21 protein-coding genes and 1 tRNA gene are annotated in these 26,243 nt (G+C 54.4%); 17 read left to right on the forward strand and 5 right to left on the reverse strand.

Annotated elements, in window-relative coordinates; genetic code table 11:
* Positions 1-246 precede the first annotated feature (246 nt).
* From ACHZCX_RS17440 to ACHZCX_RS17450, 3 genes are all read left to right on the forward strand, one after another.
* A complete protein-coding gene (locus tag ACHZCX_RS17440; protein ID WP_319588474.1) occupies positions 247-3,906 on the forward strand; it encodes a PAS domain S-box protein in 3,660 nt (1,219 codons plus the stop codon).
* 806 nt (positions 3,907-4,712) lie between these two features.
* Positions 4,713-5,348 carry a hypothetical protein gene (locus tag ACHZCX_RS17445; RefSeq protein ID WP_319588475.1) on the forward strand — a complete coding sequence of 212 codons (636 nt, stop codon included), beginning with the start codon at positions 4,713-4,715 and terminating at the stop codon, positions 5,346-5,348.
* A gap of 525 nt (positions 5,349-5,873) precedes the next feature.
* Positions 5,874-6,017 (forward strand): YopX family protein, encoded by a 144-nt coding sequence (locus tag ACHZCX_RS17450; protein WP_394708804.1) that lies wholly within the window; start codon positions 5,874-5,876, stop codon positions 6,015-6,017.
* A 109-nt stretch (positions 6,018-6,126) separates the two neighbouring features.
* On the opposite strand, the gene ACHZCX_RS17455 is transcribed toward ACHZCX_RS17450, so the two are convergent.
* Positions 6,127-6,212, reverse strand: a tRNA-Leu gene (locus ACHZCX_RS17455).
* Positions 6,213-6,370: 158 nt separating this feature from the next.
* Between ACHZCX_RS17455 and ACHZCX_RS17460 the strand changes: the two genes are divergently transcribed.
* Positions 6,371-7,357 carry a potassium channel protein gene (locus tag ACHZCX_RS17460; RefSeq protein ID WP_319588476.1) on the forward strand — a complete coding sequence of 329 codons (987 nt, stop codon included), beginning with the start codon at positions 6,371-6,373 and terminating at the stop codon, positions 7,355-7,357.
* Positions 7,358-7,378: 21 nt separating this feature from the next.
* Here ACHZCX_RS17460 and ACHZCX_RS17465 read toward each other — a convergent pair whose 3' ends face one another.
* The 3 genes from ACHZCX_RS17465 to ACHZCX_RS17475 are packed head-to-tail and all read right to left on the reverse strand — an operon-like array spanning position 7,379 to position 10,423.
* On the reverse strand, positions 7,379-8,557 hold the full coding sequence (locus tag ACHZCX_RS17465) for a pyridoxine 5'-phosphate synthase (RefSeq protein ID WP_319588477.1): 1,179 nt from the start codon (positions 8,555-8,557) through the stop codon (positions 7,379-7,381).
* Between the two features lie 2 nt (positions 8,558-8,559).
* Positions 8,560-9,582, reverse strand: coding sequence for a PhoH family protein (locus ACHZCX_RS17470; protein ID WP_319588478.1), 1,023 nt, complete (start codon positions 9,580-9,582; stop codon positions 8,560-8,562).
* The gene (locus tag ACHZCX_RS17475; RefSeq protein WP_319588479.1) at positions 9,569-10,423 is read right to left on the reverse strand and encodes a thioredoxin domain-containing protein; all 855 of its coding nucleotides are present in this window, start codon (positions 10,421-10,423) and stop codon (positions 9,569-9,571) included. Before ACHZCX_RS17475 ends, ACHZCX_RS17470 begins: the two co-directional genes overlap by 14 nt.
* 525 nt (positions 10,424-10,948) lie before the next feature.
* Here ACHZCX_RS17475 and ACHZCX_RS17480 point away from each other — a divergent pair.
* From ACHZCX_RS17480 to mtgA, 13 genes are all read left to right on the forward strand, one after another.
* Positions 10,949-13,120: an adenosylcobalamin-dependent ribonucleoside-diphosphate reductase gene (locus ACHZCX_RS17480; RefSeq protein WP_319588480.1), complete on the forward strand. Its 2,172-nt coding sequence runs from the start codon at positions 10,949-10,951 to the stop codon at positions 13,118-13,120.
* 186 nt (positions 13,121-13,306) lie between these two features.
* Positions 13,307-13,909 carry an SHOCT domain-containing protein gene (locus tag ACHZCX_RS17485; RefSeq protein WP_319588481.1) on the forward strand — a complete coding sequence of 201 codons (603 nt, stop codon included), beginning with the start codon at positions 13,307-13,309 and terminating at the stop codon, positions 13,907-13,909.
* 10 nt (positions 13,910-13,919) lie between these two features.
* Positions 13,920-14,384, forward strand: coding sequence for a hypothetical protein (locus ACHZCX_RS17490; protein ID WP_319588482.1), 465 nt, complete (start codon positions 13,920-13,922; stop codon positions 14,382-14,384).
* Positions 14,385-15,272: 888 nt separating this feature from the next.
* Entirely contained in the window at positions 15,273-16,502 is a 1,230-nt protein-coding gene (locus ACHZCX_RS17495) for an ISL3 family transposase (RefSeq protein ID WP_319585207.1), read from the forward strand.
* A 57-nt stretch (positions 16,503-16,559) separates the two neighbouring features.
* Complete coding sequence (locus tag ACHZCX_RS17500; protein WP_319588483.1) at positions 16,560-17,063, forward strand: pyridoxamine 5'-phosphate oxidase family protein; 504 nt, start codon at positions 16,560-16,562, stop codon at positions 17,061-17,063.
* A 238-nt stretch (positions 17,064-17,301) separates the two neighbouring features.
* The gene (locus ACHZCX_RS17505) at positions 17,302-17,616 is read left to right on the forward strand and encodes a BON domain-containing protein (protein WP_319588484.1); all 315 of its coding nucleotides are present in this window, start codon (positions 17,302-17,304) and stop codon (positions 17,614-17,616) included.
* A gap of 460 nt (positions 17,617-18,076) precedes the next feature.
* Positions 18,077-18,529, forward strand: coding sequence for a CBS domain-containing protein (locus ACHZCX_RS17510; RefSeq protein WP_319588485.1), 453 nt, complete (start codon positions 18,077-18,079; stop codon positions 18,527-18,529).
* A 46-nt stretch (positions 18,530-18,575) separates the two neighbouring features.
* Positions 18,576-18,755 carry a hypothetical protein gene (locus ACHZCX_RS17515; protein ID WP_319588486.1) on the forward strand — a complete coding sequence of 60 codons (180 nt, stop codon included), beginning with the start codon at positions 18,576-18,578 and terminating at the stop codon, positions 18,753-18,755.
* A 172-nt stretch (positions 18,756-18,927) separates the two neighbouring features.
* On the forward strand, positions 18,928-19,428 hold the full coding sequence (locus tag ACHZCX_RS17520) for a hypothetical protein (protein WP_319588487.1): 501 nt from the start codon (positions 18,928-18,930) through the stop codon (positions 19,426-19,428).
* A gap of 469 nt (positions 19,429-19,897) precedes the next feature.
* A complete protein-coding gene (locus tag ACHZCX_RS17525) occupies positions 19,898-20,830 on the forward strand; it encodes an ATP-binding cassette domain-containing protein (protein WP_319588488.1) in 933 nt (310 codons plus the stop codon).
* Entirely contained in the window at positions 20,827-23,745 is a 2,919-nt protein-coding gene (locus ACHZCX_RS17530) for a DUF4350 domain-containing protein (protein ID WP_319588489.1), read from the forward strand. The genes ACHZCX_RS17525 and ACHZCX_RS17530 overlap by 4 nt, the downstream gene beginning before the upstream one ends.
* On the forward strand, positions 23,742-24,761 hold the full coding sequence (locus tag ACHZCX_RS17535) for a DUF4340 domain-containing protein (RefSeq protein ID WP_319588490.1): 1,020 nt from the start codon (positions 23,742-23,744) through the stop codon (positions 24,759-24,761). Before ACHZCX_RS17530 ends, ACHZCX_RS17535 begins: the two co-directional genes overlap by 4 nt.
* A 126-nt stretch (positions 24,762-24,887) precedes the next feature.
* Complete coding sequence (gene mtgA / locus ACHZCX_RS17540; RefSeq protein ID WP_394708848.1) at positions 24,888-25,580, forward strand: monofunctional biosynthetic peptidoglycan transglycosylase; 693 nt, start codon at positions 24,888-24,890, stop codon at positions 25,578-25,580.
* 19 nt (positions 25,581-25,599) lie between these two features.
* Here the strand turns inward: mtgA and ACHZCX_RS17545 are convergent, their stop codons facing one another.
* Positions 25,600-26,040 carry a YqaA family protein gene (locus ACHZCX_RS17545; protein WP_319588492.1) on the reverse strand — a complete coding sequence of 147 codons (441 nt, stop codon included), beginning with the start codon at positions 26,038-26,040 and terminating at the stop codon, positions 25,600-25,602.
* Positions 26,041-26,243 lie beyond the last annotated feature (203 nt).

Raw genomic sequence — 26,243 nt, forward strand, 5'->3', positions numbered from 1 at the left:
ATTGGCAATCCTCTTCAGGACAAAATTTGTCGATAAAAGGATGAAGCCCACCTATGGATTTTAAGTTTTGCACTTGCCTGAATGAAAAGAGGGTCGATGGAAATAATCGATGACATAGAGGACAGATCTACAGTAAGTTGAAATAAATGGGAATAATCGGTTGATTGGAGCCCGCAACGGTTTGACAACAGGGTCTTGCGAAACATACTTGTAAGGCCTGATCGCAAGCGGAAAAGGAGACAAGGCATGATACCGAGGGTGGATACCCTTTCGGGTTGGACGAAACCTTTGCTCGCCCTGGTGTTTCTCGCCATGCTTGCCGGCGGGGTATGGTTTTACCTCGAGCAGAAAGAGGCCATGCGGCTCGAGATCGAAAGGAATCTAACCGCCATCGCCCACCTCAAAGCCGATCAGATTGCCGCCTGGCGTAATGATCAACTCCACGACGCGTCAATCTTGCAAGAGGACCCCTTTATTCGAGCAAGCGTGTTGCATTTCTTGGCCGATCCGAGTGAAGAGCACCGCCAGGATTTGCTGCTTCGATTCCGCAGTTTGGCCGATCAACACGACTTCGATGACATTGTGCTGGTGGAACCGGACGGAAAGGAACTGTTGAGCCTGACGGGTGATCCGAGAGGCCACCACAACCGGTATGTGCCGGCCTTGGTCGCGGCGTTGCAAGAGCGTCACCCCGTCTTTGTTGACCTGCACAAGGAAATGGCGCATCAAGCACCCCACAGCTCCGTGGTGACGCCGCTTTTCAGCGACCAGGGCCACAATTCAAAGCCCCTCGGTGGACTTATCCTCATTGATGATGCCACCCAATTTCTCTATCCTCTGATCCAATCCTGGCCGACGCCGAGCCATTCAGCGGAGACGCTGCTTGTCCGGCGCGACGGCGATTCTGTTCTTTTTCTCAATGATCTGCGCCATCAACCCGAAGCGGCCCTGAACCTGCGCCTTCCCCTGAGCCGAACGGAGGTCCCCGCCGTCATGGCGGTGCTGGGCCGGCAGGGATTCGTCCAAGGAAGGGACTATCGTGGGGAGGAGTCGGCGGCGGTCATCCTGCCCGTCGCCGATTCACCCTGGTTCATTGTGGCCAAGATTGACGTCAAGGAGGCCTTTGCCGACTGGAGGTTCCGTTCCGCCCTGCTTTTGGTGCTACTTTCGGGATTGCCCATCCTGGTTGGTGCTGCTGGAATAGCCCTGCGGCAGCGGGAAAAAAAGGACTATTTCAGAACGCTGTACGAAGCCGAAACGGCTCGTCGCGCCAGCGTGGAACGCCATAGCGTCACGTTGAAGGCCATCGGTGATGCTGTCGTCGCCACCGATGCCCAGGGACGGGTGGAGTTGCTCAATTCCGTCGCTGAACAACTCACCGGCTGGAAGGAGGCCGAGGCACAGGGACAGCCGCTCGAGGAGATTTTTGAAATTATTAATGCAAAAACCGGTGAGCCAGCCGAAAATCCAGTGAAAAAGGTGCTGGAGACCGGGGCTGTTGTCGGTTTAGCGAACCACACCAAACTCATCGCCAGAGACGGCAAGGAATACCATATTTCCGATTCAGGTGCGCCCATCAAGGATGAAAAAGGGGTGTTGACCGGCGTGGTTCTGGCTTTCCGAGATGTGAGCGAAAGCTACCGGCTGCGGGAAGCGATTCAAAGCGAACGCACTATGCTCCAGCTTTTTATCGAGCATGCTCCTGTCGCCATTGCGATGTTCGACAAAGAAATGCACTTCATTTCCGTCAGCCGCCGGTTTTTGATCGATTATGATTTGGGGAACGCTATCGTTGTCGGCAGGTCTCATTCCGAGGTGTTACCCGAACTCGCGGAACGATGGCAGAAAATGCACCATCGCTGTCTTGCGGGATTGAGTGAGCGCTGTGATGATGATTCCTTCCTGCGCGCAAACGGTCTCCTGGAAACCTCGATTCGTTGGGAAATGCATCCTTGGTACGAGCGGCCCGGAGAAATAGGCGGGGTTGTCTTTTTTTCGGAAGTCATTACTCAGCGGAAACAGGCGGAGCGGGCACTTGCCTCGGTGGCCCAGCAGTGGCGGACGACCTTTGATTCGGTAAAAGATGTCATCTGGGTGCTCGACAAAGATCAGCGGGTGGTGCGCTCAAACCGGGCGTCGGAACGGCTCTTCCCCATCCCCTGCAGTGAACTGGTCGGCCGGCACTGTTGGGAGATCACTCATGGCGGAACCGGCCCACTTGAGGAATGCCCCCTCCAGCGGGCCCGCCAGACCCTGCGTCGCGAAACTATGGAATTGCAGGAAGGTGATTCCTGGTTTGAGGTCTCAGTGGATCCAATCCTCGATGCAAGCGGTGAGTATGCCGGCGCGGTGCACATGATCAGAGACATCTCCGAGAGCAAGCGCATGGAAGCGGAGTTGAAAATCAGCGAAACAAAATTTCGTGACCTCTTCCATAAACATACGGCGGTCAAACTCCTGATTGACCCTGAGACCGGCAACATTCTCGATGCCAACGAAGCGGCGGAGCATTTTTATGGCTGGTCGGGGGAGGAGTTGCGGCGGATGCAGATCCAGGACATCAACACCCTTGCGCCCGAACAGGTCAAGGAGGCGATGGAGAAGGCCAGGGACCATCAACGAATTCGATTTGAGTTCGTCCACCGTCTGGCTGATGGGTCAGTTAGGGATGTGGCGGTCTACAGCAGCGGTATCGACATCCAAGGGAAAAAACTGCTCCATGCAATCATTCATGACATCACCGAGCGCCGCAACCTCGAGGGGCAACTCAGGCAGGCCCAGAAAATGGAGTCGGTGGGCCGCTTGGCCGGCGGGGTGGCCCATGATTTTAACAATATGCTCAGCGTGATTATCGGCTATTCCCAACTGGCTCTGGATAAGATAGCCCCATCCGACCCGGTGCACCACGACCTGCAGGCCATCCTCGAAGCGGGGCGGCGCTCCGCCGACATCGTTCGCAAATTGCTGGCTTTTGCCCGCAAACAGACGATCAGTCCCCAGGTTCTTGATCTCAACCAGACCGTGGAGAGCATGCTCAAAATGTTGCGCCGCCTCATCGGCGAGGACATTGATCTGGCTTGGCTACCCGGACCGGGTTTGTGGCCGGTCTATATGGATCCGTCCCAACTCGACCAGATTTTGGCCAACCTATGCGTCAATGCCCGGGACGCCATCGTTGATGTGGGCAAGGTCACCATCGAAACGGCCAACGTGACCGTTGACGAAACCTATTGCACGGGTCGTGTCGATGTTGTCCCCGGCGAGTTTGTCCTCTTGGCGGTCAGCGATGACGGCTTTGGCATGGAGAAGGCAATTCTTAGCAACATTTTTGAACCGTTTTTCACCACCAAAGAAGTGGGGGAGGGCACCGGCCTGGGTTTGGCCACTGTTCACGGCATCGTCAAACAAAACAACGGTTTTGTTAATGTCTACAGCGAACCGGGTAAAGGAACGACCTTCAAACTGTATTTTCCTCGCCATGCGGGTGCACTCGTCAAAACAAACATCGAGAGCGAACTGGCCATGCCGCAAAGCCGCGGTGAAACGGTTTTGATTGTCGAAGATGAGCCGATCATTTTGGAGATGGGCCAACAGATGCTGGAGAACCTGGGCTATCGGGTGCTGGCGGCTGGCTCGCCGAACGATGCCCTGCAGTTGGCCGAGGCGAATGCCGGCACGATTGATTTATTGCTCACCGATGTGGTCATGCCGGAAATGAACGGCCGCGATCTGGCTGGTCGGCTGCACACGCTCTATCCGGATTTGAGTATCCTGTTCATGTCTGGGTACACGGCCAATGTGATCGCCCATCGGGGCGTTCTCGACGAGGGCGTGGTGTTTATCCAGAAGCCTTTCACCAAAAAGGATCTGGATGGCAAGGTGCGCGAGGCCTTGGCTCGGAAATAGGTGCTAAGTGAACTGATTGCCGAAGGGGGGTGATCAGCATACAACTTGTTTTCTCAAGTTTTTTGGATGTCCAAGTATCGGGTCGCTTCGATCATCGGAAGGTGGATGCTCGAATCGACATCCTTATCTGATTTCTCTCCCTCGATTTGTTAAAAAATATTCTCGTTGTTGCCGCCATAGAGATCCCGCCGTTGCTTTGATCGTTTCGTTTTCAATCCAGACGAACTTTTTCCTGCATTGTCCGTACTTGATTTTTTCTGCCCCCCATTGCTGTCCCTCTTGAGCGTCGTTTGAGATGGGGGCGGGCGGTCTTGAATGCGGATCCAAAATTATGGAAGATTATTCTTCCCGTTATTATTGGGCATATTTGAAACCAACACACTGTTATTGTAGTTCTGTTTACAGATGAAGGGAAGTGTATTTTAAATATGCTTTCAGTAGGTTGGGTGTATATGGCGTGAACAGTTATGGTGTTTATTCCCTTGAATATTTTGTAGCCATACCGAGTGGATTGGACAGATGAATCGTTTATTTGATTTGGTAAAGTCTCAAAGAGTTGTATTCATCATAAAGAATGATTATAATATGAAAATATTAGCATTTTCACTAGTTACTTGTGTTTTGTTGTATGGTGAAGATCCTATTGTTATCGTATGGTTAAAATGCAGAAGAACACTGACTATTATAAGCTTCATTCAATGCTTGGTGAAGTTGAATTCGTAATCAGGATCGGATTTTCCTTCTTTCTTTAAGAGAACATTCAGACCGATTTGAATGATCTAACTCAACTCATGGGGTGATCTCACATGGCAGACAGGCTTCCCGATTTATTTTCCTACATAGTAGAAACTGACAGCGGATTTTGTCCGAACCCTTTTGGTGGCATCTGTACTCTTGCTTGTTGTAAACCGAAAATTCGATATAGTGCGAATATTGGTGATTGGATAATTGGTACATCACTCGCACCAAAAAGAGGCAGGTTGGTCTATGCCATGCAAGTGTATAGAGCATTGACATATGATTTGTATTGGAAATACCCTGAATACGAAGTGAAAAAACCGAACAAGGAGAATGCGCGTGGTGATAATATTTACAAAAATAAAGAAAACGGAGGATTGATTCAGGTCCCTAATCAATCTCATAGCGACAAACATTTCGAGAGAGATACGAGTGTAAATAGAGTGCTGATATCAAATGTATTTTATTATTTCGGCAAAGACGCTCCAGAGATACCTGATCAATATAAATCTATTATCCATACAACAAAAGGGCATGTGCGAATAAAGCCAACTTCAAAAAATTCGATGGCTGTTTCAGTTTTTCTTGTATGGCTTCGTGATACCTTCAAGCAAGGAATAAATGGCGAACCAGCACAGGCAAATGTCAAATGTAAACCCCATGTTGCTGCGACTGCTCCGGTTCAGCGAAAATTTGACTTTTAACTATAATAGCACCTTGCTATATTAAATTATGGGCTTTGAAAATTTGGCTTTTTGTCTCATGCTGCCAAGTTACCCGTGAACTCTTCATGGTCTTGTCACAGAGCGGAAACCTGAAGCGAGTTCAACTCGGGGAAAGAAAATTTATATGAATGGAGCCTGACAGGTCGATTTCTTCGGCAAGAGATGCATTCCTGTACAGAAGGTGCGGACACGTAAAATATTTACGGAATCTGAAATCATTCTTTCAAAAGGAGCAAGAACATGGGCGATAAGGGCGGAAAAAAGGATAAGGATAAAAGTCAGAAGCAAAGCGATAAAAAACAGAAACAAAAGGAGCAGGGCAAGTCAGACAAGCAACCCAAAAGCAAATTATAGGGGTTGTCAGATCCTGCCGGCTACTACGGTTCGTGGGCTGTGGTTTTTCTAATGGAAGGCGAGGCGGGCTACATTTGCGGACTGCGGTTCATGAAGACCAGTAGGGGGTTGTGCCTCTTTTGAGGCTTCCAACCTCGTGGCGCATGTAGGATGGAGTGGTCATTTGCTGAGACCGCTCCAGTAGTTGTTGCTGCAAGTGCCGGGCGAAACGGGTATCGAATTTGTGTAGCCAGAGGCCGAGTCATCGGCAACACCCATGAAAATCCTGAACTGCTAGAAATGAAAAATAATTAAGTCGTATTAATATATAAATTACAATCACATACCGATCGACTTGTCGCCAAGTCGTCGCGAATAGAAAAAGGCACTTGACTCGCAACGAGCTAAGTGCCTGTTTTTTTGTTGGTACCCGGAACGAGAATCGAACTCGTACAGCCAGAGGCCGAGGGATTTTAAGTCCCTTGCGTCTACCAGTTCCGCCATCCGGGCAGGATGGGTTTGTATACACTTCTCCCTAGGCTTTGTCAAACGGCAATTAGGATAAAGCCATTGAAGTTACGGCAGGTTAACAGTGGATTCCGGGGCGCGGGTGTGCTATGGTGGCGCTATGCCGACTGGGGCCTCTTACATGATATTGAACGGTGAGCATGCGGAAAATTATAATTATAGCAGTGATTTTTGTCCTGTTGGTCCTTTGCGGCACCTTCGGATACATGTACTTCGAGAACATGGGGTTCTGGATGGGGATGTATCTGACCATCATCACCGTGTTCACTGTGGGCTACGGGGATTTTGTCCCTATTCATCCTGCGGGGCGGGTCTTCACTGTTTTTCTGGTGATCTTCAGTGTCAGCTTTGTTTTTTATACCTTCACCAAGATCACGGAAACCATGATCGAGGGCGAGTTGCGCGGTTTGTACAAAAGGAGAAAGATGAATAAAGAGATCGGTCGGTTACATGATCATTACATCGTCTGCGGCTTTGGCCGAATCGGCAAGGAAATCTGCAAGATACTTAAGGAGCATCACCGGTCCTTTCTGGTTATCGAAAAGGATGAAGATGAACTCAAATCGCTGGAAGAACTGCAGTACATGCGCCTGCAAGGGGATGCTTCCGCCGATGAGGTTCTGCAAACCGCCGGGATTGAACGGGCCAAGGGGCTGGTGTCGGTGGTCGCTTCCGACGCCGACAATCTCTATATCACCCTGACCGCCAGGGGGCTGAGCCCCAACCTGTTCATCATGGCCCGCTCCAGCGGTGGACCCGGCGTCCAGACCAAGCTAAAGCGGGCGGGAGCCACCAAGGTGATCTCGCCCTATTCGATCGGCGCCCGCCGCATGGCCCATCTCATCGTCAGGCCGACGGTCACCGACTTCATCGATTTGACCATGCGGGCTGGTGAACTCGATCTGATGATGGAGGAGCTGCTGGTCAGTCCGACCTCGCATCTCAACGGCAAAAACCTGATTGAATCCGAAATCCGCAAGAAATACGACGTCATTGTGGTGGCGATCAAGCGCCAGGACGGCACCATGCTCTTCAATCCCAAGCCGGATTCCGTCATCATGGCCGGCGACATCCTCATCGTCTTGGGCGCGACCGATCATATCGTCGGCCTTGGCAAGGAGATGTGAGGCCCACCCGCTGTTTTGACCTCAGACCGACCTGACGATGGCCAGCATCTCCCGAACCGCCTGATCCAGGCCGACCAGGACCGCCCGGCTGATGACCGCGTGGCCGATGCTCAGTTCCTCGATGAAGGGCAGGGCGGCAATGGGGTGGGTGTTGCGGTAATCAAGCCCGTGGCCGGCATTGACCCGCAACCCTGATTCATACGCCAGTTCTGCAGTCTGCTCGATCAGCCGGAACTGCTGCTCCTGCTCCTCCATGGTCCGGGCCTCGCAGTAGCTGCCGGTGTGCAGCTCGACAAAGGTGGCGCCGACATCAAGCGCTGCCTGCACTTGGGCCGCATCCGGATCGACGAAGAGCGACACCGGGATTCCCGCCTTACGCATCTTTTCAATGGCCTTGCCCACCTTTTTGGCATTGGCCAGCACATCCAGCCCGCCCTCGGTGGTTAGCTCCTTGCGCTTCTCCGGCACCAGGGTGACCATGTCCGGCACAATCTCCAAGGCAATATCGACGATTTCAGAGGTGACCGCCATTTCCAGGTTAAGCTTGGTCTTGACCGTTTGCCGTAGCAGCCGCACGTCCCGATCCTGGATATGCCGCCGGTCCTCGCGGAGATGAATGACGATGCCGTCGGCTCCGGCCAGCTCGCAGAGCGAGGCGGCCAGAACCGGATCGGGTTCAACGCCGCCGCGTGCTTGGCGGATGGTGGCAATATGGTCAACATTGATGGCGAGATAGGGCATGGCAACACTCCTTGCTGTCTGGACTTGTTGGAACAGTTCTTTCTCGAAATCCCACATGCGCAGGGCTTCGTCCTCCGAGCGTTCATGGTCGTAGCCGGTGAGATGAAGCATCCCGTGGATGATCAGTTCGGTCAACCGGTGGTGCAGGCTGTGGCCCTGCTGGCCTGCCTCGCGCCGGGCGGTATCGACCGAGACGAGGATGTCGCCCAGTTCCGTTTCCGGCGGGGGAAAACCGTCGTCGCCTCCGGTGGCCGGGAAGGAGAGGACATTGGTCGGCCCCTGTTTCTTGCGGTACTGCGCGTTATAGGCTGCCATTTCCGTGTCGCCCATGAAGACGACGCTGACTTCGGCTGTCTCGAGCTTGAGCAGGTGGAGCAGGAGGTCGCAACGCAGCTGCAGGAGCCTGCGGTTGAGCGGGTGGCGGGCAATACCGTGGCTGAAACTGAATTGAACCGGCATGCTCAATCCTTATGATCGGTTTGGCCGCGCCGGGCCTCGTCCTGCAGTTCGTAGGCCTGGATGATTTCCTGCACCAGGGGATGACGGACCACGTCGGACTTGGAAAAATGGCGGAAGGCGATGCCCTTGATGCCGGTGAGGATTTTTTCGGCCTGGATGAGCCCCGATTTCTGCGTCCCCGGCAGGTCGATCTGGGTGACGTCGCCCGTGATCACCGCCTGGGAGTCAAAGCCGATGCGGGTGAGAAACATCTTCATCTGCTCGCGGGTGGTGTTCTGCGCCTCGTCGAGAATGATGAAGGCGTTGTTGAGGGTGCGGCCGCGCATGAAGGCCAACGGCGCCACCTCGATCACCCCGCGCTCGGTCAGTTCCAGAGTTTTTTCCTGGCCCATCATCTCGTTGATGGCGTCGGTGAGCGGCCGCAGATAGGGATCAACCTTCTGGGCCATGTCGCCGGGGAGAAAACCGAGTTTTTCGCCGGCTTCCACCGCTGGTCTGGTGAGGATGATCTTGGCGACCTGTTCCTTGGCCAGGGCCGAGACCGCCATGGCTACGGCCAGGTAGGTCTTGCCGGTGCCGGCCGGGCCGATACCGAAGACGATGTCGTTTTCCCGGATCGCCTCGATGTAGAGCTTCTGGTTGACCGATTTGGGTGAGATCACCCGCTTGCGCGAGGTAATGCAGACCTTGTCGAGGAAGATCTCTTCCAGCTTGGCCTGGGGCGAGGATTCGAGAATCTTGACCCCAAAGGCGATGTCCTGGCTGAAGACCGGATAACCCTTGAGCAGGAGGCCGTACATCTGTTGCAGGGTGGAAGCGGCTAGCTCCACCGCATGGGCCCGGCCGTTGATCCGCAGCCCCTTGCCCCGGGCATTGATCGACACGCCGGTGGCCAGTTCGACGGTATGCAGATTACGGTTCAGTTCGCCGAACAGCTGCTGGGCGACCCCGTTATCGGCAAAGTCAAGATCCCGCGTGGTCTCGACGTTGAGGGCGGCGGAGGGTTTCACTTTACTTGGTTCCACCCGCAGCCTCGGTGACCATCTTCTGCAGGGCGGGAAGACTGCGGTCCTTCACCGGCCGACCGTTGACGAACAGAGACGGGGTGGAGGTCACATCGGCGGCTTGGGCGTCGGTTTTATCCTTCGCCAGTTGCATCTGGGTTTCCTGGCTGCCCAGATCGGCCCGGAATTTTTCCATATTCAGCCCCAGCCGTAAGGCGGTTTCGTCGATGGTGTTGGGGGTCCAGGCAGTGGTCTGGAAGAGGGCGTCGTGCATCTCCCAGAATTTGCCCTGCTGTTGGGCGGCGATTGCGGCCAGGGCGGCCGGTTCGGCCTGCTGGTGCATGGGAAGCGGCAGGTGTTTGAAGATGATGCGCAGCTTGCCCTGGTTCTGGGCCTGCAGTTCGGCCAGCACCGGCTCGAGCTTGCCGCACCAGGGGCATTCGAAATCAGAAAACACCACCAGGGTCACTGGCGCGTCGACCTTACCGCGTACTGGTGCGCCGGTGACGTCGATCTTCTGGTTGAAGCTGACATCAATGGCGGTGTAGGTGTTGGTTTTGCTGTTCACCAGGTAGAGCATCTCGCCCCGGGCGGCGATGTCGATGGCATTGACGTTGGGGTCGACCGGCAGGGCGCCGAGTTGTTTGCCGTCCGGAGTGAAAATATAGACCTTGGCATCAGCGCCGAGGATGAAAACCTTTTTATTGTCCAGCGATTGCGCAACATCCAGGGGTTTAGCCGGAATAGGCCAGGAGGCCTGCACCGACCAGTTGAGGTCGCTCGCGGTGGTTTTTTTCGGTTCCTGGGCTTGGACGGTCAACGGCAGCAGCAGGGCAGCGCAAAGAATGGTTTTTTTCAGCATGGAGGATCGTATCCTTTGTGTGGGGGAATCGTGTTCGTGTGTATCGGCCGGGAGACCGGGTTAAAAAAACGGCCGGGTTGAGTCTCTTCCTGAACCATCGGAAAGCGTGGATTTGAAAAAATTGCTGTAACTATAATGGCAGCGGCGCGAATGCGCAAGCGGCAAGAGGGTCCTGGTGGGCAAGCTCTTGTTGCCGGTGCTGGTGGTGTCCTGACCTGCTTTTTTTTGCGGCGGCAGAGGTGTTTTTGCCGCTTTTCGTCTGAACTCGTTGAAAACAGGATATTTTAGAAAACACTACATGTTGCATGTTTTATCCTTGATGCGCTCTATATGTTGTGATAGATTGCCGTCGACGGTGAGGGGAGTTACCAGTATTTCCGGCCGTGGCGGCTCTGTCCCTGAAAGGGTGTTTTTCCAGGGTTTTGCGGGCAGGACAGAGCGGCAGGCGGCGAGGTTGAGACCCGGATGGCGGGTGTGTCAACCACGAGAGATGAAAACGAGATCAACTCAGACCATGAGGCAACCATGACCAGAAGCATACCCAAGCAGCAGCTGACCGACACCGCGGAAACCGTCCTGGAACGGAGGTACTATCTGAAGGACGCGGAGGGCAAGCCGCTCGAAAATTGGGAAACTCTCTGCCGCCGGGTGGCGAACGCTGTTGCCTTGGTCGATTGCGATCTCCCTGATTACAGCGAGCTGCCCGACCGCTTCTTCAAGATGATCTACTATCTCGATTTTCTCCCCAATTCCCCCTGCCTGATGAACGCCGGCACCGATCTCGGCCAGTTATCGGCCTGCTTTGTCCTGCCGATAGAAGACTCGATGGACGGCATCTTCACCTCTATCCGCAACGGCGCCCTGGTGCACAAGACCGGCGGCGGCACCGGCTACTCCTTCTCCCGTCTGCGGCCGAAGAACTCGGCGGTCCAGTCGACCCAGGGCGTGGCCTCCGGTCCCCTGAGTTTTGCCGCTGTTTTTGACGCCGCCACCGAAACCATCAAGCAGGGCGGCAAGCGGCGCGGCGCCAACATGGGCGTGCTCCGGGTCGATCACCCCGATATCATGGAGTTCATCGTCGCCAAGCAGGATCAGACCCGCTACACCAATTTCAATTTCAGCGTCGCCATCACCGATCTGTTCATGGACGCGGTCAAAAACGACCTCGAATACGACCTGATCGATCCCTCCAACGGCCAGGTCGTCCAATCGCTGCGCGCACGCGAGGTTTTCGACAAGATCATCGACCTCGCCTGGCACAACGGCGAGCCCGGGGTGCTGTTCATCGACGCCGCCAACCGCGACAACACTACGCCGCAACTGGGCAAGTTCGAGGCCACCAATCCCTGCGGTGAGCAATGGCTCCTGCCCTACGAGTCCTGCAATCTCGGCTCGATCAACCTCGGCCAGTACGTCAAGGACGGGGCGATCGATTGGGAGCGGCTGGGGGCCACCGCCCGCCTCGCGGTCCGTTTCCTCGATAACGTCATCGACTGCAACCGTTTCCCCATCCCCGAGATTGCCGAGATGACCCAGAAGACCCGCAAGGTCGGGCTGGGCATCATGGGCATGCATGACATGCTCATCCAGATGGAGTTGCCCTACGGCAGTGAAGAAGGGCGCACGCTTTCCGCCGAAGTCATGGCCTTTATCCGCAAGGAAGCGGAAGCCGCCTCGGTTGAGCTGGCCGCCATGAAGGGCCCTTTTCCCGCCTATGACGAACGGATCAACAAATATCCGGCCCGGCGCAACGCCGCCCTGACCTCGATCCAGCCCACCGGCACGGTGTCGATGATCGCCGATTGCGCCTCGGGCTGCGAGCCCTATTTCTCCATCGTCATGATCAAGAATGTCATGGACGGCGACCGCCTGCTCATGGCCAACAAGTTGTTTGAGCGTGTCGCCCGCGCCGAAGGCTTCTATTCCGCCGAGATGATGGAAAAAGTGGCCAGCAGCGGCACGGTTATCGGCCATGCCGAAATCCCGAAACGCTGGCAGGAGATCTTCCGCACCGCCCAGGACATCAGCCCGGAGCAGCACATCCGCATGCAGGGTATCCTCCAGCAGAACGGGGTCGACTCCTCGATCAGCAAGACCATCAATCTGCCGTCTTCCGCCACCGCGGAGGATGTCCGCACCTCCTACCTGCTGGGCTTCGAGCTGGGCTGCAAGGGGTTGACCGTCTACCGCGATGGCTCCCGCGATCATCAGGTGCTCAACACCATGGCCGCGAGTCCCGACAAGAGCGCGACCGTGTCCTGCGAGGGCCTCTTTCAGAAATCGACCTTGCCCGATGTGCTCAGCGCTAAGCGTTACCGTCTCAAGGACATCAACCAGGAGACCATCTATCTGATCGTCTGCTTTGACGAAGAGGAAAAACCGATGGAGGTCTTTGCCAAGTTCCCCTTTGATAATCGGGTGGATTTGAAAGACAAGTCAACCATGTGGACCACTACTTGTCGGTTGGTGTCGCTGGCCCTGCGTTATCAGATTCCCATGGATGAGATCATTAAGCAGTTGGATCGCTCCTCCGGTCATATGTTGGATCTGCCTGCCCAGTTGGGCAAATTGTTGAAGTCGTTCATGGCCGCGACCCAGCATGGGTTTGCCTCGATTTGCCCGGAGTGTCATGGCAAGTTGGTGTTTGAGGAGGGGTGTGAGGTGTGTCGGGATTGTGGGTATTCTAAGTGTTCGTAAAATTTAGCCGTGTTGCACGGTGCAATGAAGATCATTCAATGTTATTGAATTGTTAACATTAGTTATGCGGTAGGCTACCTTCGGTAGTTATTTATCGAACCATTCGAGAAAAAGGCCACGGAGTTTCGAGTTGAGATACTAGATCAGTAATAGAACGAATTTTACTATTATATTTTAACTGGAGAAATGATGAGTGATGAACCATTGACAAGTTCTGACCAAGGTAAAATTTTAATTTTTATTATTTTGTTAATTCCAGCAATATTTTTTGGAGCTGGAGTAATTCCAGCGATATTTCTTATCTTTGGAATTCACATGATGAAAAAAAGTGGAAATTTCAGCCATGTAGAAACTGCAGTTAATAACTCTAAAATTTATATATATTTGTGCATACTTTTCTGTATCATATTGCTCGCCATGTTCAGTTATCAACTGTTAAACTATCCTCAATTTGAGAATGGTTATGATAGCCTTAAGCTCATTAGGGTTTATTTCGCACTAACTTTATTTGCAATTACTGTTATTTATCTGGTTTTTTTGCAAAAATTGTTTTTCCAACCATTGAAAAATCATGAAAATTGGGTTTCATCTAATGGGATTTTTTACAATAAATCAAAATTGATAAATGAATGTGGCAAGAAAACTGAGGTAAAAATAATTAAAGGCGAAATCATGAAGTCATACTCTGTTGCTGATGAATTGACAAAGTGGGCAAGGTTGAAAGAAGACGGACATATTTCACAAAATGAATATGATGAGGCTAGGGCAAAACTTTTGAGTCGAAATTGATATAAGTAATATGGATTTCTTGTTTGATTTATTAATAAAGCTTGCGCCAGGGGTTGTTGTGGCATTTTTAGCTTCTAGGTGGGCAGTAAAGAAATTCCACGCAGAAAAATGGTGGGAGAGAAAGGAAAAGGCATACCGCGAAATTATTGAAGCATTATATGATTCAGTTCACTATTTTAGTGTATATAAAGAAGATTATGGGCAAGGGACTGGTTACTCAAAGCAAGTTGAGATAGAATTGCATCAAAAATATGAGAAATCATACTGGACTTTAAAAAAAGCCACAGATATGGGTTCATTTTATATATCGAAAGAGGCAGAAGATATATTGGAAGAACTTAACAAGAAAGACCGACTTGATTTTGATAGTAATCCCAAATGGGATGTTTATGAGCATGAATTTCTTCTTCATAAAAATACTCTTGAGAGACTTATTAAAGTCGCAAAAAAGGAATTGAGTGGAAATAAAATATAGCAAATAAAATGTGCGCCGATGCATATTTAACTTTTCCCTTCTCATCTTTCACTAAGTTCACAGCCGGGTAGGGTGCATTATATGCACCATCTCGCATGAATAATACCTCTATCTCCCTGCGGGAGTGGCATTCTTTTCTTTGCGTGCCCAAAGAAAAGAACCAAAAGAAAGGGCAGCCCGGCCGCTGAGACGACCCCGTTCGCCGGGGTCCGGAACCGGCGGGGCAAAAACTCGCTGCGCTCAAACAGTTTGCCCCTTTGCTCCGGTTCCGCACCCCGCCGCCCGGCTCAGCGGCAAGGGCCCTCACCGTCCCCGGACAACCCACATCCTCCGAACCAAACTCTCAGCGGGGCCGTCTTGTGCACCATTTGCCTGTTTTTTCTCCATAAAACTCCAGCACTTGTCATTTCGAGCGCAGGGGGAAATCTCCAGATTCCTCACCTGCGTTCGGAATGACAAAAAATTGGGGCGTGTAGCCTGGATGAAGCCTTGGCGTAATCCTGGGTTGATGTGAAATCGTGGCAACGAAGCCCCGGATTTTGGTGCCCTGCATCCGGGCTACGGCCTGATTTGTTGCCATCTTGACGCAGGGAAAAAATGCTAAGGCTGCAAACCCTAAAAAACGTGGACGGTGGGCAAGCGTTGTTTCCTCTCTCCGCATGCGGTTCGCTTGCAATCTCCCGTATCCATTTTCTCTGCGGTTTCTTTCAATTGCTTTTCTCTCCGCATCCACGTACTCTTTTGAGTCACAAAGGGCGCCTACTTAGAACTATCAAAATGGGTTCCCCGCACGAAACGGTGCGTAAAACAGCTTAACAAATTTAAAAGCATGAGTTCTTTTAGGTAGATAAAGGCCGGCCAGCCAATAATCTATCTACAGAGGAACTCATGCTTGTTGAACAGATAATCAAACAGACGGTTGATTTGCAAGGTTTTCGAGTACATACGGTCACCAAAGACTCCGATGGAATAATCGCTGAAATTCGTCCTGATGCCCGCCACAGGGTGCGATGCGGGTCATGCGGACATCCTGCCGTCTACCGGGATCGGCGAGAGGTGCGATTCTTTCGCCACGTGCCTCTGTGGAATATACCTGTCTGGGTCAAATATGTACCTCGTCGGGTGTCTTGTTCTCGATGTGGAGGCGTCCGCACGGAGAAACTTCCCTGGGTGACGGGCAAGCAACGCTTTACTCTTGCCTACAGTTGCTACCTGGCCAAGTGGGCCGAGATGCTGCCCTGGTACTCTGTCGCCAAACTGTTCAGTTGTGCCTGGGGTACGGTTGCCACAGCAGTCAAAAGCGTAGTGAAATATGGCATGGAGCATCGCGATCTCAGCGGCATTACGCATATTGGTATTGATGAGATTTCGCGGAAAAAAGGTCATGTCTACCTCACCAATGTGTACGATCTCCGCTCAAAAACCTTGATCTGGAGCGGGGTTGAAAGAACCAAAGATACCTTGCGCAGCTTTTTCAACTACCTCGGGCCAGAGCGGACAAACAAACTCCAGGGCATCTGTTGCGATATGTGGAAGCCCTATGTCGAGGTGATCAAGGAATGTGCTCCGCAGGCAACTCTTGTTTTTGATAAATTTCATATCGTTCGCCACCTGATGGAAGCGGTTGATCAAGTCCGGCGAGATGAGATCCGAGAAAAAGGAAAGGAACACAAGGAGCTCATGAAGGACAGCCGGTATATCTGGCTTAAGAATCCTTGGAACCTTACGCCGAAGCAAAGGATCAGACTCAGCAGCCTTGAGCATATGAATCTGAAGATCAACAGGGCCTATCTCCTCAAAGAGCGCTTTCGAGATTTATGGTCCTATAAGACAAAAACCTGGGCCAGGAAGCACTTGAAGCAGTGGTTTTGGTGGGCAACGCATTCTCGCCTGGAACCCTTACGCGAGTTTGCCTGGATGGTCCGACGCCATGAAGAAAACATCCTGACCTGGTTCCACATGCCCATCAGCAACGGCACTGTCGAAGGGCTCAACAATAAAGCCAAAGTCGTCAGCCACAAGGCCTATGGGTTCAGAACAGCTGACCTCTTTATCTGCAACCTCTACCACTGTATGGGCAACTTACCGGCCATACCGCTCATGCACCGTTTCATGTGAGGAACCTCAAAATGTAGTCCGGTAACACAATCCGGGGGTTGTGGCGAAATCGTGGCAATGCCGCATTGGTTTTCGGTGCGCCGCATCCGGTCTACGGTCTTTCTTGCAGTGGTCCTGGCAGAATCGAGCAGGCCGGGGTCAAAAACCTTCCACACGAAACGGTGCGATATGAAGCTGGAACAGTATTTCTCGGCAACGAAAGGGATCGGCGTCATGGCAACCTGTGATGGTAACGGCGTGGTCAACACTGCCATCTATGCCAGGCCGCATGTGCAGGGCAAGGACGAAGTGACGTTCGTCATGCTCGACAGACGCAGCCATGCCAACCTGCTGGAAAACAAACACGCCAACTATCTGTTTATTGAGGAGGGACGTAGCTATCAGGGGCTGCGCCTCTATCTGACTTTTGTTGACGAAAGCGCCGATCAGGAATTGATCCGCTCCATGAGCCGGCGGCCGAAGCGCCCGGACGAAGGAGAGCAGGAAAAGAAATTCCTGGTCATCTTCCGGGTGGACAAGGTGCTGAACCTCCTCGGCGGCGAACAGAAAGAGCTGGAGTAGAGGGGCTTTCATTCTTTCCTTGCTCAAGGAAAAGACCCCGCCGTTTCGGCTCAGCGACGATGGCTCTTACGATCTCCTTGAGCACTTTCTATCTTCAGAAAGACAATGTTCCGGTGGGGCGAGCAGCCGCAGTATTTCAGACTTGTATTCAACCACAATGTTCTGTAAAAAAAATGGCATTAGTCGCCTCATCGCTGGCAGCGTTTGAACCCTAAAATGCAAAAAAAGGAGGAACAACATGGCACGGAAATCTTTTGGTCTTTTTCTTTCCATCGTGTGCGCGGTCTTGCTCTCTCTAACGGTATCCTGCACCACCCCGGCCGGAAGGACGACGGGCCAGGTGGTTGATGATGCCTCCATAACCACCCAGGTAAAAGCAGAGTTGCTGGCCGATAAGGATGTCAGCGGGGTGGCGGTTTCCGTGGAGACTTTCCAGGGCGAGGTTGTGCTGACCGGTGCGGTCGATACGGCAAAGCAGCGGAACAAAGCTGAGCAGATAGCCGGTAAGGTTCATGGCGTCAAAAGGGTGAAAAATCTTATCAAGCTTAAATGAGCAGCCGGGAAGGGTGGGCCGGCTTTATGTGCGGGCCCACCATGGTGCTGCCTGAATATGTAACCAATTCCTGGCATCCTCTGCCGGTTTCTTCTTTTCTTTGGGACCCAAAGAAAAGCCCCTCCCGTGCGGCTCACCAGCAAGGCGCTCACTGTTAGCGGTTTTTTTATCCTAGAAAGCAATATATCGGCGGGGCAAGCCAAGCATTGTTGCCAACTCACCGAATGCTGCTTGATATCTTCCTTACCCATTTTCTCTGCACTTTCTCTTCATTGCTTTTCTCTCCCCATCCGCCTAATTTTTGATAATTATAGAACACCCGTATTGAACTTGCAGGGTGCCAAGCCGGCAAAACCAAAGCAGAACAGTTGATTCTTCATTTTTTTTTTTTACCGGAGTAGCCATGTTTTCATGAACCTGTGTAGCGTACAAAAAACGTAATCCAGCAAGAGGAGACGCCATGCCTATTGGAGAATTGTGCAACCGGGAAGTCGTGTTTGCCACCAGAACAACCACTGTCGTCGAGGCCGCGCAACTGATGCGCCGTTATCATGTCGGTGATCTGGTGGTCGTCGATCAGGTCGACGGCAAGCGGGTGCCGGTCGGCATCGTCACGGACCGAGATATCGTCACCGAGATCGTCGCCAAAGTTTGCCCAACGGAAGGTTGTGCCGTGGAAAACATCATGTGCGCGCAGTTGGTGAGCATTGCGGAAAGCGAGGGGGTGATTGCCACCATTCGGCTCATGCGGACCCACGGCGTCCGCCGGATTCCGGTGGTCGACGGTGATGGCGGATTGGTCGGCATCGTGTCGGCGGACGACCTGCTCGATCTGCTGGCCGAGGAACTGGCGGAACTGGCCAAAATCGCCCCACGTCAACAGGTACAGGAAGTACGCAGCCGGATCAGCTGAAGCTCTTGCTGGTGTCAGGGACCCAATACTGCTCTAAAAGACACTGATGGGCAGCGTCACTTTTTGCTTGGAAGTGCTGGCCGTGCTGTGTCTTGGTGGTGCTTTCTGGTCTCAAGAGAAAGAGGCGGGAACAACGGGAACTCGGCTTGCCGGTTCATCAGATCTGTATTGGCATGGTCGCCATAAAGGATATGATGGCAAAAATGGGGTGTTGATCATTTTTTAAGATCAAACTATAAACATACTCCTTGCTGCAAGGATTGAAAAATTTTTCCAGACAAGTCCGCGTGGTGGAGCCGATTAAGTTGATGACCGGCCAGACGGATGAGGACGAATAACTCTGTTTGGCTTAAGAAAAAACGCCATGCGCTAGCGATCGGCGTCAACGAGGTGCCTCAATGAAAGTACAGCACTTTATTTGTGGAATCGTCTTGTTCGGTTGCGCTGCCATGGCTGGTTGCGCCGCCAACAGCAGCGGTCCGGGCGGAAAATGGGAGATGGACGCGAACGTACAGCAATCCATTGAAGCAGGTACGGTGCTCCCGGATCATACCTATTATTATATTGGTTCCTCTGCTGCGCCTGATTCGATTATCGCAATCAGCAATCAATTCACCCTTCGCACCAGAGTCTGGGCCCAGGTCGACATGAACGAGCAGATGCTCAACGGTTGGCTGCAGTGGTATCGGACGGAACATTACGGCCCCGGATGCGAGTATCGCGGCGGCGTCATCATTACCCCCGACGGGCGGCAAGCGGGAATATGGTATTCACAAAACATCATCAATCTCATCTATCTGCCCGAGCCCGGCGTGCTCGAAGTCTACCAGCCCCACTCGATTTCAGGCAGAACCTGCGGCAAGGAAAATGATGATGGGTTTCTTGGCGGAATGTTCTGAACAGGAGGGAGGGAAGGGGGGACAAACCGCACTTTTCTCAGCTCCAACAAGGTCCAGCTTCTTTGTCTTTCTCGTGCCGGTTTTCAGTCCCATCCTAGCTGCTTTTTTCGACGAAACACTTGTCTCGCAACCTTCCCAGGACGTCTTTTTTTTTCTTTGATGGCATTTTCCTGCCCCCTTACGCACTGTTTCCGTTGTTATAAAGTTCCGCCATTTGGTTGACAAGCAACGGTACTGGTTTATGGTTTGCACCGGAATCATCTGCCGGGATTTGTTGCACTCTTTTTAAAAATACACGTATTGCGTCATGCTCCTTCGTCCGATTCTCTCCGTAGTTGTTGTGGTTGTCGCTGCTCGCATTCCCTCCTTCCCAGGCCGTTCCGGCAACAGGCCTCCATCTCGGGCGGTGTGACTTTTTGCTTCTTTGGCCGCCTGTTGCGAGGCTGTTTTTTTATATCAGGAGATCATTATGATCCATGTAGAACATCTAACTCGAACCTACGGGCCGCTTAAGGCGGTCGACGACGTCTCCTTCTCCATCGGGCCCGGCGAGATCGTCGGCCTGCTCGGCCATAATGGCGCCGGCAAGACCACCATCATGAAAATGATGACCGGTTTTCTCGAACCAACCGCAGGCACAATCAAGGTCAACCAGTTGGAGCTGGCTGCTGATCGGCGCGTCATCCAGGCAATGATCGGCTATCTCCCGGAGAACTGTCCGCTCTATCCGGAAATGACCGTGGCAGGCTACCTCGAATATCTCGCCACTCTGCACGGCGTGGATGGGGGGCAGATGGGACCGCTGCTCCGCGAGACCCTGGAACGAACCGCGCTCGAAGACAAGGCCGGGCAGACAATCGGCACCCTTTCGCGCGGCTATCGCCAGCGGGTCGGCGTGGCCCAGGCCATCCTCCACCGCCCCCGGATCGTCATCCTCGATGAACCGACCAACGGCCTCGATCCCACCCAGATTCAGCACATGCGCGGCCTGATCCGGGAACTGGCCAAGGAGGCAACACTCATCATCTCCACCCATATCCTCCAGGAGGTTCAGGCGGTCTGCGACCGGGTGATTATCATCCAGCATGGCCGTAAGGTTCTGGATGCCCGGCTGGCCGAGCTGAGTGCCGGTCAGCGGCTCCTGGTGCTGACCGATGACCGGCAGGAAGCCGTTGCCCTGTTGGGCAGTGTCGAGGGCGTTACCAGGGTCGAATCCTTGCCAACCGGCAACGGGCCAGCCTGTTTCGCCCTTTCCGGAGCCCAGCCCGCGCAAGAACTGGCACCGGCTGTGGCCACTGCTGTTACCGGCTGGGGCTGGAACCTCTACGGTCTTTCGCCCGAATCGCGCAATCTTGAAAAAATATTTAGTGAAATCAACATGGCATCCGGGAGGGAACAATGAGTACCTTGCGCAGGGTCGCCCGCCGGGAGTTGGCCGTCTTTTTCGCCACCCCGGCCGCCTTCATCTTTTTTGGCACTTTTCTGGCTGCCACACTCTTTATTTTCTTCTGGGTCGAGACTTTTTTCAGCCGCAATATCGCTGATGTCCGGCCGATGTTTGAGTGGATGCCGCTTTTGCTGATCTTCCTCTCGGCGGCCATCACCATGCGGGTCTGGTCCGAGGAGCATCGGGCCGGAACCCTGGAGCCGTTGTTGACCGCCCCGGTCAGTCTGCCTGCTCTGGTTGGCGGTAAATTTGTCGCCTGTCTGAGCCTGGTGGCCATCGGACTCATGTTGACGCTGCCGCTTCCGGTGAGTGTTTCCTTTCTCGGTCAGCTCGACTGGGGCCCGGTTTTCGGCGGCTATCTGGCGAGCATTTGTCTCGCCGGGGCCTATATTGCCATCGGTCTTTTTGTCAGCGCCCAGTTCAACAGCCAGATCGTCAGCCTGATCGTCACCACGCTGGCCTGCACAGGGCTCTACCTGCTCGGCTCCGATATCCTGACTAATTTTTTCGGCAATCGGGGCGGCGAGCTGCTCAAGCTCCTGGGCGCCGGTTCGCGTTTTGCCGCCATCACCCGGGGGGTGATCGACCTGCGTGATCTGATCTATTCACTCAGCCTGATCGGCATTTTTCTCTCCCTCAACGTCTACAGTTTGGAGCGGCAGCGCTGGGCCGGCAATCCGGTGAATCCCCATCACCGCCGGTGGGCGATATTGACCGGGTTGCTGACTGTCAATTTTCTGCTGATCAATCTCTGGCTGGCTCCGCTCGGCGACCTGCGTGCCGATCTGACCGCAGGCCGCATTTATTCGATTTCACCTGCCACTCGCTCCTACCTGGACCGGCTGCAGGAGCCGCTCCTTATCCGCGGCTATTTCTCGGCCCAGACCCATCCGCTTCTGGCTCCTTTGCAGCCGCAATTGCGGGATCTGCTCCGCGAGTACGAGGTGGCCGGCAAGGGCAGGGTCAAGGTTGAGTTCGTCGATCCCCAGGAAAAACCGGATTTGGAGCAGGAGGCAGGGGAGAAATACGGTATCCGTCCTGTGCCCTTCCAGACGGCTTCCCGCTATCAGACAGCGGTTACCAATTCCTATTTTGATATCTTGATCAAGTACGGTGACGAGTTTGTCACCCTTGGTTTCCAGGATCTGATCGAGGTCAAGAGCGAGGGCGACACCAAACTCGAGGTTGAACTGCGCAATCCTGAACACGACATCACTCGGGCGATCAAGAAGGTGCTGTACAGCTATCAGGGCGGCGGCAATCTGTTTAGCGGTATTGGCAGCCCGGTGGTCTTTCATGGCTATTTCTCGCCCGAGACTAAGCTGCCGCAGCCGTTGGTTGAATTACGGAAAAATTTGGAGATGGTGCTGGCAGATCTCAAGCAGCAGGGCGGCGACAAGTTCTCGACCAGTTTTACCGACCCCGAGGCCGAGGGTGGCCAGCTGGCGGCACGCCTGAGTAAGGAGTTCGGCATGCAGCCCATGGTGGCCGGTTTGCTTTCACCCGAGACTTTTTGGTTTTACATGACCCTTGAGAGCGGCGGCCAGCAGGTGCAGGTGGCCCTGCCGTCGCAACTCGACAAGGCGGCCCTGAAGACAACGATAGAGGCCTCGTTGAAACGCTTTTCCAAGGGTATGCTCAAGACGGTGGCCCTGTACACGCCGCCTGCCAATCCGTCCATGGCGCAGCTCGGCATGCCCGATCAGGGGAACACTTTCCAGCTCTTGCAACGTTTTGCCGAGCAGGAACACCGGGTCAAACCAGTGGATCTGAGTACCGGCCAGGTGGACCCGGAGGCGGATATCCTGGTGGTGGTCGCCCCCGAACGATTGCAGCAAAAACAGGTCTTTGCCATCGATCAGTTTCTGATGCAGGGCGGCACCGTGGTTCTGGCTACCTCGCCTTTTGATGTCAGCCTCCAGGGGCAGATCAGCGCCGTTGAGAAGAAAAGCGGTCTGAGCGACTGGTTGGCTGGTTATGGTATCAACCTTGGCCACACCCTGGTGCTTGATCCGCAGAATGCCGCTTTTCCGGTGCCGGTGGAGCGCCAGGCTGGCGGGTACAGTATCCGCGAGACCCATCTGATTAACTATCCCTATTTTGTCGATATCCGCGGCGACGGCATGAATCGTGCCAACGGCCTGATCACCGGCATCGATCAGCTGTCCATGACCTGGGCTTCACCGATTGGTATTGATCAGGAAAAAAGCAAGGGCCGCCAGGTGGTGCGGCTCCTGGAGAGTTCCAAAGGCGCCTGGCTGTCTGATTCCATTACCATTCAGCCCGATTTCGACCGGTTCGGTCAGGCCGGGTTTGCCCAGGGCGAGAGTGCTGGCCGCCAGTTGCTGGCGGTGCTGGTTGAAGGCGCTTTCGATTCCGCGTTTAAGGGCAAAACCTCGCCTCTGATCGAAGAGGCGCGTAAGCAGCAGGCCGAAAAGAAAATGGAAAAGCAGGGGGATATACCGGACGATCCGGCGGGGGGCAAGAAGTCCGAAGTGATCGGCCGGGTGCTGGAACGGTCTGCTGATTCGGCCCGGATTATCCTGCTGGCCTCAAACACCTTCCTCGCCGATACCAGCCTTGATCTGGCCTCGGGAGCTGGCGGCGCTCGTTATCTTAACCCACTCCAACTGGTGGCGAACTGTATCGATTGGTCGCTGGAGGATCGCGATTTGCTGAGCATCCGGGGACGTGGCCATTTTGCCCGCACCCTGCTGCCGATGAGCAAGGAGGCACGGATGCTCTGGGAATATATCAATTACGGTCTGGCGGCGTTCGGTCTGCTGACCGTTTGGGGCCTGCGCCGTCTGGTCATGGCCCGGACGCGGCAGCGCGAACAACGGCTGATAGCCGGGGAGGCAAGAACATGAAGCGACTGATCCTCATCTGTGCGGTGCTCGTTCTGGCGCAGGCCGGGCTGGCGGTACTGACCCATTTTTTGCGGCAAGCAGACGAAGCTCAGACCGGCAAGGGGCCACTGCTCAAACTGACGGCCTCCGAAGTCAACGAGTTGTTGCTCGAAGACGGCGAAGGCCGCAAGCTGCGGCTGAAGAAAGAGACGGAAAAATGGGTTTTGCCCGAATCGGGCTCCTTTCCCGCAGACACGGTCAAGGTGCAGGGGCTGATCGAGCGGCTGGCCGGACTGCAGCGAGGCTGGCCCGAGGCGACCACTCCTGAGGCGGCCACCCGTTTCAAGGTAGCACCGGATCGTTTTGAACGTAAACTGAGTCTGGGCAAGGACGGTAAGAGTCTGGCCACGGTGTATTTTGGCGCCTCTCCCGGGCTGCGCAAGATCTACCTGCGCGTCGATGGCGATGCCGAGATTCAGACGCTGGCCTTGCCCCAGCACGAACTGGAGGTCAAGGCCAACAGCTGGATCGACACCGGTCTCCTTCGCCTCAAGCCCGAGCAGATCACACGGGTCGAGCTGCCCGGCCTGCAATTGGAACGGACGCAAGACGGATTGCAGCCGGCTGATCTCAAGCCCGAGGAAGAGCTGGTCAAGGACCGCCGCGATCTGCTGGTCAAGCGGCTGGCCGGTCTGACAGTCACAGCCCTTCTCGGTGTGGAAAACAAGCCGGAATACGGGCTGGATAATCCTGCCCTGCGCTACACTGTGGAACTCGATGGCGGCGTCACCATCGACTATCTGTTCGGGCAGTTACCGAAGGCTGAGCAGGGCGAGGGCAAGGAGGGAGCACTGCCAATGGCCGAAAACTCGTCTGTGCTCAAGGTCTCCAACCAGGACCAATTGTTCCGGGTGGACGGCTGGCAGCTGGAGGAGATAAAGAGCGCCACCCGTGCAGCCCTGGTTCGCACTAAAGCCCAGAAACCAGCGGATGAGCAACCAGTGGATCCGGCCGATTCGCCGGAACAGCCCCGATAACAGGTAAAGCGCCGGTTCTGCCATGCTGTCTTCCTCTTTTGGTCAACAGGGACCACCGCAATGATCCGTTTCCGGGAACAGCTTCCGGCCGGCGGCTTCCCCAGTGCCCGGCCGAGTCGAGGCTTGATGGGCCGGTTGATCCTGCGGTTCTTTTTGCTGCTGGGTGTAGGGGTGGCGGGCCTGCTTCTGGTCATAGTCGCCCTGCGCTGGCTGCCCGTGCCTACAAGTGCCTTTATGGTGATCCGCCAGGTCGAGCGGCTGCAACCAGGCAGTGAGGTCCCGCCGATTCGGTATCAATGGGTGGATATGGATCGCATCAGCCCCGTGATGGCACTTGCGGTGATTGCCGCCGAGGATCAGCGTTTTCCTGACCATTGGGGGTTTGATTTCAACGCCATCGGCCGCGCTGTCGAATACAACAATCATTCCGAGCGAACACGAGGGGCGAGCACCATCAGTCAGCAGGTGGCGAAAAATCTCTTTCTCTGGAGCGGTCGCAGTTATCTGCGCAAGGGGTTGGAGGCTGGTTTGACTCTTGGTCTCGAAGCACTCTGGTCCAAAGAGCGTATCCTTGAAGTCTATCTCAACATTGCCGAGTTCGGCGATGGCATCTATGGCGTTCATGCCGCCGCCGACCGGTATTTTGGCAAAACGCCGGATCGTTTGAGTCTCCAGGAGGCGGCCCTGTTGGGCGCCGTCCTGCCTAGTCCCCGTCGGCTCCATGCCGATCGCCCTTCCCCCTACCTTCTTGCCAGAGCCCGCTGGATCAGCAACCACATGGGAAAGCTCGGTGGGGTGGGCCTGCTGAATCGGTTGTAATGCCCTCCGAACATGCCCCTTAGGCAAGCCAGCCCAGGGTGATCCAGGTCAACACCACATAGCGGAGCACCTTGGCGCTTCCCGCCAGTAGTAGGAAAACCGGGAAGGGTTCGCGCATCACTCCGGCGACCACGGTCAGCGGGTCGCCGATGATCGGCATCCAACAGAGTAGCAGGGACCATTTGCCGTAGCGCTGATACCACCCTTGGGATTGGATGAGGCGATGTTCGCTGACCGGAAACCAGGTACGATGACGGAAGCGTTCGAGAAACCGGCCTAGCCACCAGTTGAGCGCCGCCCCCAGAATATTGCCGCAACTGGCCACCGCCAGGAGCAAGGCAACCGGATAGTCACCGGTGAGCAGCAGGCCGGCCAGTACTGCTTCTGATTGCATCGGCACAATAGTGGCGGCCAGGAGCGCGGCCATGAACAGGCCGGTATAGACGGAAAGGTCAATCATGGTTTCTTCGAAGTGGAGTGTTGGGGCTTTCTACCCCATCACGCTGCCCGCGGCTACAAGGATTTTTTGGCGGCGGCATTGCCTCTAGCTGGAAAAGAAGCCTCCCGGCTTGCCGTCCACCGGGCCCCGCGCTATAGTCCGGCCCATTGTGCCGCCGCTGCCCCCTGTCGGGCTGCTGCCGCGCCCATTTCTTTTTCTGACTT

The organism is uncultured Desulfobulbus sp. (assembly GCF_963662935.2).
Classification (GTDB): Bacteria; Desulfobacterota; Desulfobulbia; order Desulfobulbales; family Desulfobulbaceae; genus Desulfobulbus.